The sequence below is a fragment of the Ruegeria sp. N4 genome (assembly GCF_056531425.1).
The window spans coordinates 755,875-770,083 of record NZ_JBQFLT010000001.1 but is presented as its reverse complement, the minus strand read 5'-3'; the positions used below and the strand labels follow the sequence as shown (position 1 = coordinate 770,083).

At 59.5% G+C, this 14,209-nt stretch carries 17 protein-coding genes; 4 read left to right on the top strand and 13 right to left on the bottom strand.

Annotation, left to right across the window (positions count from 1 at the left end; all coding sequences use genetic code 11):
- Positions 1–4 precede the first annotated feature (4 nt).
- Entirely contained in the window at positions 5–301 is a 297-nt protein-coding gene (locus ACR0LW_RS03805; RefSeq protein ID WP_480881611.1) for a DUF7742 family protein, read from the top strand.
- Here ACR0LW_RS03805 and ACR0LW_RS03800 read toward each other — a convergent pair.
- On the bottom strand, positions 282–677 hold the full coding sequence (locus ACR0LW_RS03800) for a TraR/DksA family transcriptional regulator (RefSeq protein WP_480881610.1): 396 nt from the start codon (positions 675–677) through the stop codon (positions 282–284). The genes ACR0LW_RS03805 and ACR0LW_RS03800 overlap by 20 nt on opposite strands.
- Positions 678–704: 27 nt before the next feature.
- Between ACR0LW_RS03800 and cysE the strand changes: the two genes are divergently transcribed.
- Complete coding sequence (cysE, locus tag ACR0LW_RS03795; RefSeq protein WP_170519339.1) at positions 705–1,514, top strand: serine O-acetyltransferase; 810 nt, start codon at positions 705–707, stop codon at positions 1,512–1,514.
- Between the two features lie 3 nt (positions 1,515–1,517).
- Here the strand turns inward: cysE and ACR0LW_RS03790 are convergent, their stop codons facing one another.
- From ACR0LW_RS03790 to ACR0LW_RS03760, 7 genes are all read right to left on the bottom strand, one after another.
- On the bottom strand, positions 1,518–1,760 hold the full coding sequence (locus tag ACR0LW_RS03790) for a hypothetical protein (protein WP_480708345.1): 243 nt from the start codon (positions 1,758–1,760) through the stop codon (positions 1,518–1,520).
- A 147-nt stretch (positions 1,761–1,907) separates the two neighbouring features.
- The gene (locus tag ACR0LW_RS03785; RefSeq protein WP_480881608.1) at positions 1,908–3,206 is read right to left on the bottom strand and encodes a pyruvate dehydrogenase complex dihydrolipoamide acetyltransferase; all 1,299 of its coding nucleotides are present in this window, start codon (positions 3,204–3,206) and stop codon (positions 1,908–1,910) included.
- A gap of 14 nt (positions 3,207–3,220) precedes the next feature.
- On the bottom strand, positions 3,221–3,706 hold the full coding sequence (locus tag ACR0LW_RS03780) for a hypothetical protein (RefSeq protein WP_170449933.1): 486 nt from the start codon (positions 3,704–3,706) through the stop codon (positions 3,221–3,223).
- A gap of 3 nt (positions 3,707–3,709) precedes the next feature.
- Entirely contained in the window at positions 3,710–5,074 is a 1,365-nt protein-coding gene (locus tag ACR0LW_RS03775; protein ID WP_170628779.1) for a pyruvate dehydrogenase complex E1 component subunit beta, read from the bottom strand.
- A gap of 15 nt (positions 5,075–5,089) precedes the next feature.
- Entirely contained in the window at positions 5,090–6,079 is a 990-nt protein-coding gene (gene pdhA / locus ACR0LW_RS03770) for a pyruvate dehydrogenase (acetyl-transferring) E1 component subunit alpha (protein WP_480881607.1), read from the bottom strand.
- Positions 6,080–6,248: 169 nt separating this feature from the next.
- Positions 6,249–6,548, bottom strand: coding sequence for a septum formation initiator family protein (locus tag ACR0LW_RS03765; RefSeq protein ID WP_170449939.1), 300 nt, complete (start codon positions 6,546–6,548; stop codon positions 6,249–6,251).
- A 148-nt stretch (positions 6,549–6,696) separates the two neighbouring features.
- The gene (locus ACR0LW_RS03760; protein ID WP_480881606.1) at positions 6,697–7,887 is read right to left on the bottom strand and encodes a phosphoglycerate kinase; all 1,191 of its coding nucleotides are present in this window, start codon (positions 7,885–7,887) and stop codon (positions 6,697–6,699) included.
- Between the two features lie 136 nt (positions 7,888–8,023).
- Here ACR0LW_RS03760 and ACR0LW_RS03755 point away from each other — a divergent pair, with 136 nt between their 5' ends.
- Both ACR0LW_RS03755 and ACR0LW_RS03750 read left to right on the top strand, forming a co-directional pair.
- Positions 8,024–8,530, top strand: coding sequence for a peptidylprolyl isomerase (locus ACR0LW_RS03755; RefSeq protein ID WP_170449943.1), 507 nt, complete (start codon positions 8,024–8,026; stop codon positions 8,528–8,530).
- On the top strand, positions 8,523–9,080 hold the full coding sequence (locus tag ACR0LW_RS03750; protein ID WP_480881605.1) for a peptidylprolyl isomerase: 558 nt from the start codon (positions 8,523–8,525) through the stop codon (positions 9,078–9,080). The genes ACR0LW_RS03755 and ACR0LW_RS03750 overlap by 8 nt, the downstream gene beginning before the upstream one ends.
- 46 nt (positions 9,081–9,126) lie before the next feature.
- Here the strand turns inward: ACR0LW_RS03750 and ACR0LW_RS03745 are convergent, their stop codons facing one another.
- The 5 genes from ACR0LW_RS03745 to ACR0LW_RS03725 form a co-directional block, all read right to left on the bottom strand.
- A complete protein-coding gene (locus ACR0LW_RS03745) occupies positions 9,127–10,416 on the bottom strand; it encodes a hypothetical protein (RefSeq protein WP_480881604.1) in 1,290 nt (429 codons plus the stop codon).
- A gap of 147 nt (positions 10,417–10,563) precedes the next feature.
- Complete coding sequence (gene aqpZ, locus ACR0LW_RS03740) at positions 10,564–11,253, bottom strand: aquaporin Z (RefSeq protein WP_480881603.1); 690 nt, start codon at positions 11,251–11,253, stop codon at positions 10,564–10,566.
- Positions 11,254–11,366: 113 nt separating this feature from the next.
- Positions 11,367–12,176, bottom strand: coding sequence for a M90 family metallopeptidase (locus tag ACR0LW_RS03735; RefSeq protein ID WP_480881601.1), 810 nt, complete (start codon positions 12,174–12,176; stop codon positions 11,367–11,369).
- A gap of 119 nt (positions 12,177–12,295) precedes the next feature.
- Positions 12,296–12,796 carry a polymer-forming cytoskeletal protein gene (locus ACR0LW_RS03730; RefSeq protein ID WP_170519312.1) on the bottom strand — a complete coding sequence of 167 codons (501 nt, stop codon included), beginning with the start codon at positions 12,794–12,796 and terminating at the stop codon, positions 12,296–12,298.
- Positions 12,786–14,117 carry a DUF5930 domain-containing protein gene (locus ACR0LW_RS03725; protein WP_170735050.1) on the bottom strand — a complete coding sequence of 444 codons (1,332 nt, stop codon included), beginning with the start codon at positions 14,115–14,117 and terminating at the stop codon, positions 12,786–12,788. The genes ACR0LW_RS03730 and ACR0LW_RS03725 overlap by 11 nt, the downstream gene beginning before the upstream one ends.
- Between the last annotated feature and the right edge of the window lie 92 nt (positions 14,118–14,209).

Sequence of the window (14,209 nt, the reverse complement as noted above, 5' to 3'; positions counted from 1 at the left end):
CGCCATGCGCCCGGTTCTTCACGGCGATCTCAGTTCGGCGGCGCGGGCCTTGTTGGCCGCGCCGCATCCCAGCCGCACGCGCCTGTGCGTGCAGATGATTGCTGAGGCGAAACTGGCCGACGCCCATGTTCAGAAAACCGGACGTCTGCATCCGCTTTATGGCAACGGCTCGCTGATGGCCACGGCGCGTACACGGGTTCTGGCGGATGAGCCGGGGTTTGACGACGTGCAATATTGTCAGTGTTTTGAGATGGTTCTGCGACAGTTGATCCGTTTCCATATCAGCCGGACGCACAGCTGACGCATTTACTGGCCGCCAGATCCAGCTTCAGGCGGTCATCGGGAATCCGCTCACCACAATCCTCGCAACAGCCGTATTCACCGTCCTCAAGGCGTTGCAAGGCGGTGTTCAGGCGGTGGGCTTCAATATCCCGGTTGGCCTGCTGCGCCTTGGCCATGGCCTGATTTTGCAACGCATCCATGCGGCTAAGCCGTCCGACAGCTTGCTGATCCAATTCCACCACAGCCTGTGCCTGCTGTCCCGAGGCAGATAGTGCCGACAATTCGGCCAATCGCTCGCGAATTTGTGTCTCGAAATAACGGCGCTGGGACTCATTCATTTTCGTTGCGATGCAGTTCACGGGTTTGCGTTTGGTGTTTTTGCCACTAAATGGCATTCTAGGCGCAGCAAAGGATCAAAAGCTATGTTCAAAAAGCGCAGCCATGTGACACAAGTCGACCCGGTTTGGGATCGCATCACCTCGGAAGCCACCGAAGCGGTGGAGCAAGAGCCGCTGATGGGCGGGCTGGTGCACGCCTGTATCCTGCACCATCGCAGCCTTGACAGGGCTTTGTCCTATCGGGTTTCGGCCAAGCTGTGCTCGAACGAGATGTCGATGATGGTCCTGCGCGAGATCGTGGATGAGGCCTATGCCGACGATCCAAGCCTGGTCGAAGCGGCGCGGGCCGATTTGATGGCCGTCTATGAACGCGATCCGGCATGCCACCGCCTGTTGCAGCCGATTCTGTATTTCAAGGGCTATCAGGCTATGCAGGCCTACCGGGTCGCGCATTGGCTGTGGACCAAGGGCCGGCACGATCTGGCCTATTTCTTCCAGATGCGCTCGTCCGAGATTTTCGGGATCGACATTCACCCGGCTGCCAAGATCGGCAAGGGCATCATGATCGACCACGCCCATTCTATCGTGATCGGCGAAACTGCGGTTGTGGGCGACAATGTCTCGATGCTGCATTCGGTGACGTTGGGCGGGACCGGCAAGGAAGAGGAACAGCGCCATCCCAAGATCGGGAACGGTGTTCTGATCGGTGCCGGGGCCAAGGTTCTGGGCAATATCGAGGTCGGCCATTGCAGCCGTATCGCGGCCGGGTCCGTGGTTCTGCAACCCGTGCCATCGTGCAAAACCGTGGCCGGTATTCCCGCTAAGATCGTGGGCGAGGCCGGATGCGATCAGCCCTCGATCTCGATGGATCACATGCTGGGCAAGGACCAGTAAGGATCAGTTCAAGCGGTTCTTCTTTCGGTTCAACCGCTTGAGCCTTCTTTCCTGACGCCGTTTTTTCCGCTCTTCAAAGCGCTGTTTCTGCTCGGCTTTTTGCTGGGCGATCACGGCGGGGTCGCTGGATTTGAACTTTGAATTCTCACCCGGATAGCTGTTGGGCTTGGCGATGGCCGCAGCGGGCAGCGCGGTCGCTGTCAAAGCGACCAGTAACAGGGTTTTTGTGGTAGTTCCGAAAGCCATGGCGCACCTGTGCATCTGGGTTGTCTATGCATCCAAGGTGGTATGGGATCGGGTGTTGGGCAATTGCCCAGGCGATCACGCCCGCTCACATCATGGCGGTGATCGTAAAAATTCCCGCCGGGTTTGGACCCGGCGGGAGAAATTCGTTCAGGCCAGCATGACCATTGGGTTTTCCAGATTGTCGACGATGGCCTGCAGCAGTTCCGCCCCAAGCGCGCCGTCGATAACGCGGTGATCGACCGACATGGTGACGGACATGACGGTGGCGACTGCCAGTTCTCCGTCATCACCAACAACAGGCTTCTTGACCCCCGAACCGACGGCCAGAATACCGGCATGCGGCGGGTTCACGATGGCGTCGAAATTGTCGATGCCGAACATGCCGAGGTTCGAGACCGCAAACGTGCCACCCTGATATTCGTGCGGGGCCAGCTTGCGCTCGCGCGCGCGACCAGCAAGATCTTTCATCTCGGTCGAAAGGGCCGAGAGTGATTTGGTGTCGGCATCCTGCAGGACCGGAGTGAACAACCCGCCTTCGATGGCGACAGCGACAGCCACGTCCGAGGGTTTCAATTGCAGCACGCGGTCGCCTGCCCAGACCGCATTGCAGGCCGGAACCTGTTGCAGCGCGTTGGCGACGGCCTTGATGATGAAGTCATTGACGCTCAGCTTCACGCCACGGCCTTCCAACTGCTTGTTCAACTGGCTGCGGAATTTGAGCAGGGCGTCCAGCTTGATGTCGCGGCGCAGGTAGAAATGCGGGATGGTCTGCTTGGCCTCGGACAGGCGCGCGGCGATGGTTTTGCGCATCCCGTCGAGTTTGATTTCTTCGTACTCGCGCCCTTCGTACATCCGGGCGACAGCATCTGCCGATGGGCCAGCCGGGGCAGCAGCCGCCGGAGCCGCTGCGGCGGGTGCCGGGGCGGCAGCAGGTGCCGTTGCGGTTGCGCCTTCGACATCCGCCTTGACGATACGACCATGCGGGCCGGACCCAGCGATCTGCGCCAGATCAAGACCTTTCTGCGCAGCGATGCGACGGGCCAGCGGCGAGGCAAAGATCCGTCCACCATCTGCCTTGACCGGGGCCGCCGGGGCAGGGGCGGGCGCCTCGGATGCCGCTGGCGCGGCAGCCTCGTTACCCGCGGCGGCTGGGGCCGCCTCAGGAGCCTTGGCAGATGTGGCCGCGATATCGTCAGCGCTTTCGCCATCTTCCAGCAGGACTGCAATGGCGGTGTTGACCTTGACGCCTTCGGTGCCCTCGGGGATCAGGATTTTTCCGATGGTGCCTTCGTCAACGGCCTCGAACTCCATCGTGGCCTTGTCGGTTTCGATCTCGGCCAGCAGGTCGCCGGAAGAGACTGTGTCGCCCTCTTTGACCAGCCATTTGGCAAGCGTGCCTTCCTCCATCGTGGGCGAAAGGGCGGGCATCAGAATTTCGGTGGGCATGTCTTCATGTCCTCTTACTTCGAAAATGAGTAGATCAGCGTTGCGATATCGATCAGGAGAATGGCCGCGCAGAAGGTGACGAACACCCCCACGACCACAGAGCGCGCCTTTGAGACGCGCGGATGGTTCTGTTCCAGCCATTCGGTGAACTGGCCCAGGGCGGCTGCGTCGCTGTGTTCGATGGCGGCCAGATAGTCCATGCCCAGCTGCAGGCGCTGCTGTTCGAGCACGATGTAAATGACCGAGGCATAGGACACGACACAGGCGACACACAGCATGGCCCGGATCGGCCAGGCGCTTGTCAGACTGCCTTCGACCGACAGCAGATCGAACTGAAGCTGGTCGAAGGCATCCAGATTGAACGCGATGCTGACAAAGGAGACCAACAGGAACGCCGCACAAACATAAAGAAGGTTACGGTTATTGTCCTTGCGCGCCGAGACGAGGCTTTCGAAAAGCCAGTCCACGCCCGCAGGATTATGTACGTTCCCGGGGGTCATTGCCTATCGGTAGGTCACTTGTTTGACCGCCGCGATAACCTCATCCGTGGTCACCAGCGCCAGCTTTTCAAGGTTCGCCGCATAAGGCATCGGAACATCCTTGCCGGTGCAGTTGATGACCGGTGCGTCGAGGTAATCGAACGCTTCCTGCATCACCACCGAGCTGATGTAACTGCCGACCGAGCCTTGCGGCCAGCCTTCTTCGACCGTGACCAGACGGTTGGTTTTCATCACCGAGTTGATGATCGCGCCGGTGTCCATCGGGCGGATTGTGCGCAGGTCGATCACTTCGGCGCTGATGCCGTCTTCGGCCAGCTTGTCGGCGGCTTCCAGTGCGTATTGCATGCCGATGCCAAAGCTGACGATGGTCACGTCTGAACCTTCGCGCCAAATGCGGGCCTTGCCCAGTGGGATGGTCAGGTCATCCACTTGCGGCATGTCGAAGGACCGGCCGTATAGGATTTCGTTTTCAAGGAAGATCACCGGGTTGGGGTCGCGGATCGCCGATTTCAGCAGGCCTTTGGCGTCGGCTGCGGAATAAGGCATGACGACTTTCAGGCCGGGGATCTGCATGTACCATGCCGCGTAATCCTGAGAGTGCTGCGCGGCCACGCGGGCGGCGGCACCATTGGGACCACGGAACACGATGGGGCAGCCCATCTGACCACCGGACATATACAGCGTCTTGGCGGCAGAGTTGATGATCTGGTCAATCGCTTGCATGGCGAAGTTGAAGGTCATGAACTCGACAATCGGTTTCAGACCACCAAAGGCCGAACCGACCGCGATACCGGCGAAGCCATGTTCGGTGATCGGGGTGTCGATCACGCGTTTGGAGCCGAATTCGTCCAGCAGGCCCTGGGAGATTTTGTACGCGCCCTGATACTCGGCGACTTCCTCGCCCATCAGGAAGACATCCTGGTCGTTGCGCATTTCCTCGGCCATCGCGTCCCGCAGGGCTTCGCGTACGGTTTCGGACTTCATTTCGGCATCGGCGGGCCAGTCGGGGGACAGATCGACCACCGGGGCAGCCGGGGCAGGAGCGGGGGCCTCAACCGCCGCAGGGGCGGCCTCGGCCACCGCTGCGGCTGCGGGCGCAGCCGCGGGCAGGGCCGAGGCGTCTTCACCTTCCTCAACAAGGATCGCGATGGGGGTGTTTACCTTTACCCCTTCGGTGCCTTCGGCGATCAGGATTTTGCCGACGATACCTTCATCGACAGCCTCGAACTCCATCGTTGCCTTGTCGGTTTCAATCTCGGCCATGATGTCGCCCGAGGATACGGTGTCGCCTTCCTTGACCAGCCATTTGGCCAGCGTGCCCTCTTCCATCGTAGGCGAAAGGGCGGGCATGAGAATTTCGGTTGCCATGTCTTAGTCGTCCTCTCAGGCGTAAATATCGGTCCAGAGCTCTTCGACGGAAGGCTCGGGGCTTTCTTTCGAGAATTCGGCGGCCTGATTAACGATCTCTTTGATTTCCTTGTCGATCGCTTTCAGGTCATCCTCGGAGGCGTGTTTGCCGGACAGCAGCAGTTCACGCACGTGCTCGATCGGGTCGCTTTGTTCGCGCACCTTCTGAACCTCTTCCCGGGTCCGGTACTTGGCCGGGTCGGACATTGAGTGGCCGCGATAGCGGTAGGTCTTGACCTCAAGGATGTAAGGGCCCTTGCCCGAACGGCAGTGAGCCACAGCTTTTTCACCGGCTTCCTTGACTGCCAGCACGTCCATGCCGTTCACAATCTCGCCGGGAATGCCGAACGCCTCGCCCCGGTGGTAGATGTCCTTGGTCGAGGTCGACCGCGCCTGAGCGGTACCCATGGCGTATTGGTTGTTCTCGATCACGAAGACTACGGGCAGGTCCCACAAAGCGGCCATGTTGAAGGTCTCATAGACCTGCCCCTGGTTTGCCGCACCGTCCCCGAAATAGGTGAAGGTAACACCGCCGGTTTCTTTGTACTTGTCCGCAAAGGCCAGACCGGCCCCAAGCGGAACCTGCGCACCAACGATGCCGTGGCCGCCATAGAAATGCTTCTCTTTCGAGAACATGTGCATCGAGCCGCCTTTGCCCTTGGACAAGCCGCCTTCGCGCCCGGTCAGTTCGGCCATCACACCACCCGGATCCATGCCGCAGGCCAGCATATGGCCGTGATCGCGGTACGAGGTGATGCGTTTGTCACCGTCCTGTGCCGCCGCCTCGAGGCCGACAACCACCGCTTCCTGACCGATATAAAGGTGGCAGAACCCGCCGATCAGACCCATGCCATAAAGCTGGCCAGCCTTTTCTTCGAATCGGCGGATCAGCAGCATTTCGCGGTAGTAGGTTTTAAGCTCTTCCGCAGAAACATTTGGTTTCTTTGTGGTTTTTCGCGCAGCCATCGTGGCGATCTCCCCCTTTCGGACAGATAGTTTAGCGTTAAACTATCTTTTAGAGCATTTGCGACGGTCTGGCGAGTGCAAATGTGACGCAGCGTCGCCAGACGCGGATTCCGGCTGGCACGTGATGATAGGTTTTCGAAAAAATATGGGGCAGCGGGTGTGGGGCGGTTTACCGGATCACGATCTCATCGGCGCGGATCATGCCCAGAACCGAGCGGGCCTGCTGATCCAGAAGGTCCAGATCCAGATAGGTATCCGATAGCCTGCGGGTCAGGTTTTCCATTTCGGTGATCTCCGCATCCAAATTGGCCAGATCGCGCGACAGAGCGTCCCGTTCCGCTGCAATCTCGACCCGTCGGAACAGGCCATAGTCACCCTGCACGGCGGCAAAGGTGAAATAGACACCCAGCATGAAAGCCACCGAGAAGAAAGCAACTGAGCCCAAACCGGGGCGATTGGAACGGGACACTCTGTTTACCGCCGTATGAAAACTTGCCTCAATAACGGGTCCTTTTCGAACCTCTGTCAGCACTATGTCACAGGCGATTCGCGATGTGAATCCCCTGATTCGCAAAAATGTCAGCCTGAGTCAGAATGTCTCGCCGCGCAGGCCTGCGTCACTGTTCCAGCGCTGCGACGCCGGGCAGGGTTTTGCCTTCCATCCACTCAAGGAACGCGCCGCCCGCTGTCGAGATGTACGAGAAATCATGCGCAGCGCCCGAGGCATTCAGCGCCGCAACCGTGTCACCGCCACCCGCGACCGAGACCAATTGGCCCGACCGTGTCAGCGCCGCGGCTTTCAGCGCGGCGGCATTTGTGGCCGCGTCAAACGGTTCCAGTTCGAACGCGCCCAGCGGGCCGTTCCAGATCAGCGTCTGGCTTTTTGCGAAAATCTCCGAGATCGCGGCGACGCTTTCTGGGCCTGCGTCAAGGATCATACCCTCGTCAGGGCAGTGATCGGCGGGCAGCACCTGATGCGGGGCATTTGCCGCAAAGTTCTCGGCCACAACGATATCGGTGGGCAGGACAATAGTGCAGCCCGAGGTTTCGGCCTTGGCCAAGATCTCGGCAGCGGTGTCCTTCATCTCACGCTCGGCCAGCGATTTGCCGACGCTGATCCCCTTGGCGACAAGGAAGGTGTTCGCCATGCCACCGCCGATCACCAGGTAATCCACCTTGTCGATCAGATTGCCCAGCAGTTCCAACTTGGTCGACACTTTCGCGCCGCCCACAACGGCGGTCACGGGGCGTTTTGGGGCACTCAGAGCACCCTCCAAAGCCTGCAATTCAGCTTGCATCAAACGGCCTGCGCAGGCGGGCAGAAGGCGGGCCAGCGCCTCGGTCGAGCTGTGGGCGCGGTGCGCGGCTGAAAACGCGTCGTTGCAATAGACGTCGCCCAGCTTGGCCATACCTGCGGCCAGATCGGTGTCATTCTTCGTCTCGGCTGCATGAAAGCGGGTGTTTTCCAACAGCAGAACCTGACCCGGTTGCAGCGCATCTGCGGCCAGTTCAGCCTCGGCTCCGACGCAATCGGCGGCAAACAGGACCGGGGTGCCAAAGGCGCTTTCCAATGTCGGCACCAGCTGCTTCAGCGACAGGTTCTCGCGCCGCTCACCGCCCGGACGCCCGAAATGGGCCAGCAGGATCGGTTTCCCGCCTGCCGCCAGAATGTCGCGCACAGTGGGCACGATCCGTTCGATGCGCGTGGCGTCGGTGACAACGCCGTCCACGACGGGCACGTTGATGTCCACGCGCACCAAGACGCGTTTGCCGTTCAGGTCCATGTCGTCCAGCGTTTTCCAGCCCATCGTGCAATCCTTCGTGAGTTTGATACCGGTTTAGGCGGTTCTTTTCCTTCATTTTGCCCTCAGGTCAATGCGTCACTTGGCATTCACGCGCCCGGCGCATAGGTATTTGCGCAAGACAAAACGACAGGAGGGCCAGATGGCCGAAATCAAGGATCCCGAAAACACTATCATCATCGAGCTGAAAGACGGCAATGTCGTGATCGAGCTGCTGCCCGATGTGGCCCCGCAGCACAGCGCGCGGATGAAGGAACTGGCCCGTGGGGGCGAGTATGACAATGTGGCCTTCCACCGTGTGATCGACGGCTTCATGGCGCAAACCGGCGACGTGCAGCATGGCGACATGGAAGACGGGTTCAACCTGCGCATGGCGGGCACCGGTGGATCGTCGCTGCCGAACGTTCCGGCGGAATTCTCGAAACTGCCGCATGATCGCGGGACGCTGGGCGCGGCGCGCTCGCAGAACCCGGACTCGGCCAACTCGCAATTCTTCATCAACTTCAAGGACAACCACTTCCTGAACGGTCAATACACCGTTTATGGCCGCGTCATCGAAGGTATGGAGCATGTGGACGCCATCACTCGTGGCGAGCCGCCTGCAAGCCCCGATCGCATGATCAGCGTGAAAGTGGCTGCAGATGCATAAGCTGGCCGCCGCTTTTGCCCTGCTGGCCAGCCCGGCGCTGGCCACGGGGCTTCAGATCGAGGTCGAAGGAGAAGGGGCCAACGGCACCATCACCATCGACCTGTTCGAAGATCTGGCGCCCCAGCATGTCGAACAGATCACCGCCCTGGCCAGCGAAGGCCAATATGACGGTGTCGTGTTCCACCGTGTGATCGACGGATTCATGGCCCAGACCGGGGATGTCGAATTCGGCGATCAGACGGATGAGAGTTTCGATATGCGTTACGCCGGACGTGGCGGCTCGGACCGTCCTGATCTGCCTGCCGAGTTCTCGGACCGTACCTTTGATCGCGGTATCGTTGGCATGGCGCGGTCAAACGACCCGGATAGCGCGAACTCGCAGTTTTTCATCATGTTCGATCCGGGCCCGTTTCTGGATGGTCAGTACACCGTCGTCGGTCAGGTCACCGAAGGGATGGAGGTGGTCGACGCGATCAAACGCGGCCACTCTCAGACCGGGGCGGTCACAGGCCAGCCTGACGTGATGAAAACCGTCACCGTCACCGAATAAACCTGTGTCCCGGCGCGGGTGACTGCGCCGGGACACCCGTATCGGATCAGTTCACCTTTTCCGAACGGCGCGGCGGGGTTGGCAGAACAGCCTGCCGGATCCGCGCCAGCATCCCGTATTCATTCACATGCCGCTGATAGGCCCGGTACGACGGTGCCTGAGACAAGCACCGTTCCTCATGCCAGGCGCGCAGGAAATAGATGACGTTGATGCCCAACAGCGCCACGCAATTGGCCACACCGGTCCAGAAATCCACAGCGATGAACGGGATCGATACCATCCACCAGCTGAGGTTCTTGCTGATATAGGCGGGGTGTTTGGTGATGTTATAGGGGAAATCGCAGGCAAGACCGCGATACGTGAGGTTCGAAAACCGCAGCCCCATTCGTGCTGAGGCCAGAGTGTAGATGAACAGGCAGAACAGGATCGTACAGCCCCAGATCGTATAGATGACCGGGTAATCCCACAGCCACGCGCCCCAGGCGAACCCGTCCTGCACATAATTGAAGTACTCGCGCGACAGCACCTGCCAGAAGGGCGAATAACACAGCACGCAGACCAGCCAGCCGCTGACGGTCGTTTCCGTCCACCGGATATGGGACATCAACAGCCGCGTGGCCGTGGCGTATCCGATCACCACGATGGTCAGGTCAAGGAAGAAGGAAAACCGGTAGAGGTATTCGTAAACCTCGGGAAAGGTTGTGGCCTCCCATAGCGATCGCGACTGAAAAAAGCTCCAGTCGTAGACCAGATAGCAGAACATCAGTGGCAGAAAGAAGCCTTTGACCAACAGGCCCAGCAGATAGACCTTGAGACCGCGCGCGTGCAGCGACTCTTGCCCAAGCGTCAGGACAACCCGGCCCAGATGCCACATCCCGTCGCGGGGATGGCGCATCATGAAATGGACGGATGTGACGACGCTTAGAACGACGGTCAGGATCAGCCACCAATAGTCGGCAAGCAGGGAAAAGAAGGGCCAGTACCAGTCGCCGTGGTACAGGTCGGCGGACCAATAGACCAAGGCCAGTAGCGCGGCGCTGGTTGCCAATCCCACCAGCTTGATCTGGTAGGCCCGAATATAGGCGGGGTCACGGAAGTTCTGTGGTTTGTAGACCAGCCCGCTGCCGGGCATCCGGTGCAGCTTGCAAATGGCGAATTCAGCCGCAGCCATCAGCGCAAAGATCGTCAGGGCAAACAAAACCGTCTGATCCCGGTCAGACACACCCGGCATGTCAGGCCAGAAGTAATGCAGGATCGGAATGCCAAGCATCGAAATCCATCCGGGCGTCACCGGAATAGCCGAGGCAGGGCGTTTGAAACCGGTTCCGGAGGTCATGAAAAATCTCTCATACACATAAGGCGGAGTTTTCGCCGCTTTTGGGCGAAATTCAACCAGCCAGTTCCGGGTACAAGAATTCTGCGCAGACCTGTGTCTTGCCGCAGGTCAACCGGCGCGACCGATTAGGTCGCGCCGTGAATGGGTTCAGTCGTCGGACGCCATTGCCTTCCAGATCAAGGCGCCAATGGCTCCGCCGATCAGTGGCGCGACCCAGAACAACCAAAGCTGTGCAAGGGCAGGGCCTTCGGCAAACAGGGCAACACCGGTCGACCGCGCCGGGTTGACCGACGTGTTGGTCACCGGGATCGAGATCAGGTGGATCAGGGTCAGGCCCAGACCAATGGCGATGGGCGCAAAGCCAGCAGGCGCTTTGTCGGACGTTGCGCCAAGGATGATCAGCAGGAAGAACGCGGTCATCACGATCTCGATCACCAGCGCGGACATCATCGAATAACCTTCCGGCGACGCCTCGCCATACCCGTTCGAGGCGAATCCGCCGACACCCTCAAACCCGGGCGCGCCGCTGACAATCACATAAAGAACAACGGCTGCAACAATGGCCCCGGCGACCTGAGCGATCCAATAGGGGATCAGATCCTTGGCGTCGAACCGCCCGCCGATCATCAGACCAAGGCTGACAGCCGGGTTGAAATGCCCACCAGAGATCGGACCGACCGCATAGGCCATGGTCAGAACCGTCAGGCCAAAGGCAAAGGACACGCCCAGCCAGCCGATCCCGACATCGGCAACACCCGCCGCCAGAACCGCACTGCCGCAACCGCCCAGCACCAGCCAGAATGTGCCGATAAACTCGGCCATCAATTTGGATGACATGGAAACTCCTCCGTTAAACCAATGGTTTTTAGTCTAATTCAGGAAATGCCATTTGTTAATTTTTTTGAGAAAGGGGAGTTTTTTCCGGCTTTCGTCAAACGCGGCAGGTTTGGCTAATTCCAGCTGACCGGGTCCAGCTGAAACAGTTGAGACAGTTGGTCGTAGACGTCTGGATTGCTGGATTTCAGCGCCCGCGGTCTTTCGAAGAAAACCTCGACCGAGACGGCAAAGAACTCTTCATGGCCTTCGGCACCGTATGGATCGATAACAGTGGGGTGTCTGGCCTCCACTGCGCGCACATGCGCGTCATAGGCTGAGACAAACACACGTTCCCAGTCGGCATAGCTTTGTCCTCGGCTTAGAACCGGCACGCCATCTGTGCCGCCTGAAAGGTCGTCGATCTGATGTGCGAATTCGTGAAAGACGACGTTGTGCCCGTCATGGTCGTTCAACGCGCCTTGCTGGCTGTGCGCCCAGGACAGGATCACCGGCCCCCGGTTCCAGCTTTCCCCGGTGCGCACGATCTCTTTCTCGGTCACAACATAGCCGCTGCGCCGTTGTTGGCGGGACTTAAAGGCGTTCGGATAGATCAGAATGGTGGTCAGGTTGTCGAACCACATATCGGTGTTCACGACCAGCAGGCAGGCTTGGGCTGAGATCGACAACCGCATATCCTCGGTCACTTCCAGCCCGTCACAGCCATAGAAGCTGACCTGGTTTTGAAACAGATTCATCTTGCCTTCAAGCTTGGCGCGCAGCTCGGACGGCAGGCGTTCGACAATCGGGACCATCGTCTCAATCGTCTGGCGCTGAGACGCAGTTAGCGGCGTTGCCAGCAACTGCGCACGCGCCTGTCTGCGCGACCACAGGTAGTAGGCAACGACAGCAGCGATCAGGGCAACAACGCTTAGAAACATGAACATGGCGCGAGCCTAAGCCAGTTCCCGCCTGACGGGAAACGCAAAACGGCCCGGCGCAGGTCCAAAAGAAAAACGCCGCAGGAAAGTCCTGCGGCGTTTTCGAATTCTATTCAGCGAATGGCTTACTGCTTGACTTCCGCCGCAGGGTTGCCACCGGATTTCGCGCTGCGACCCGGGTTCAGCGGATCGTCCTGACGCTGGACCGAGCCTTCGAAATGCGCGCCGCTTTCGATGGCGATGGTCTTGTGGATGATGTCGCCTTCAACCCGTGCGGTCGAGGTCAGGCGAACCTTCAGACCACGCACGCGGCCGACGATACGGCCATTGACCACAACGTCGTCGGCGGTGACTTCACCCTTGATGGTGGCGGTTTCGCCGATGGTCAGCAGATGCGCGCGGATGTCGCCTTCGACAGTGCCTTCAACCTGAATGTCGCCGGTTGTCTTGATGTTACCGGTGATGTGCAGGTCCGAGGACAGAACCGACGCGGGCGGCTTGGGCTTGGGCGCGGTGCTGGCCTTGGGCTCGGATGGTGCAGGGGCCGCCGGAGTCGCCGGAGCAGCAGGTTTCGCCGCCTCAGAATCCTTGGATGCGGGCTCGTTGATTTTGCTCTTAGAAAACATTTCTCGCAGCCTTGATGTAAGTCATTGGGTTCACAGGTTTTCCGTTCACGCGCACCTCATAGTGCAAATGCGTGCCGGTGGACCGTCCGGTGCTACCCATATCAGCAATATGATCCCCGCGCGAGACCCTTTGGCCAACCTTTACGTTGATCTTGGTGTTATGAGCGTAAAGTGTCTCAATCCCGAAGGCATGCTTGATCTTCACAAGGCGGCCAAATCCGGATTGCCAGCCTGCATGGGTGACCACTCCATCAGCGGTTGCAAAGATGTCGGTGCCCTGAGGCCCGGCAAAATCAACGCCATTATGCATCCGCCGACCGCCGCTTTTGGGATCGCGGCGGGTGCCGAAGCCGCTGGTGAAACGCACGGCGGAATGGACCGGATTGGCAAACGGCGCTTTTTCCGCAGCCAGACGGTACAGGTTCAGCTGATCCATCTGTTGCAGCAGTTTGTTGGCCCGGATTTCGTCAGCCGTCAGCTCTTCTTCAGCGCCGCGGCTGCTGAAGGATAAAGGGGTCAGCGGACCGCCCATACCGCTATATCCGCGCCGGACCTCTTCGATGATACGATCTGTGGGCATGCCTGCCTGACGGAACATTTTGTCCAGCGGCTCGACCGAGATTACCATAGCCTCTTCCAACTGGCGGAAGATCTCGTCGCTGCGTTCCTGCATCAGCTGGATTTCCAGCTCCAGCTCGTCGCGCTGATCCAGGGCATCCTGCGCATCGGTGGCGATCTGATCGCGTTCCTCCGCTGTGCGCGCCAGTGCCTCGGTCATGAATTCCATTTGTGCGGGGTTGGCGACCGCCGCCATATACATGTCCGATCCGTCAGCACCCTGTTGCAGGTTGGCCAGCTCGGTCCGAACCTCTTCGCGCTGTTTCATGGTCGCGCGCAGGGTGGTCTGGATGACTTCGATCCCGGTTTCCAACTCGCGTCTGCGGTTTTCCGAGGCCAGCAATTCGGACTGCATGGCCGAGATCTGTTCGAGCGCCGCATTGAACCGTTCATGCGCGGCCAGTGCTTCCTGCGCGCGGGAATCGCGTTCGGTAGACAGAATGTTCAGACGTTCCTGATAAGTCGCCTGATCGCGTTTTGCCTGCTCGCGAAAATTGCCGGATCCGATGCTGTCCATCAGCAGGATCGCGGTGGCAACCGTCGTCCAGCCCACCATCACGGCCACACCGGCAACAGCAGCTACCTGCGTTTCCGAGCTAAGCCGGATGAACCGCGTGTCTTGATCAGATTTCAGAAAAACCCGGCGTTCCGGGAAGCGGCGTTCAAGCCACGAGTGAAACTTAATTGCCAGACGTGTTCGCACGCGTCTTACCTCTCATCCCCAAGATCGGGACCGGTCGTGGTGCAGTAGCCGTCCCTTGGGGCGATTGCATAAACGGGTCGTGGCCATGCGGC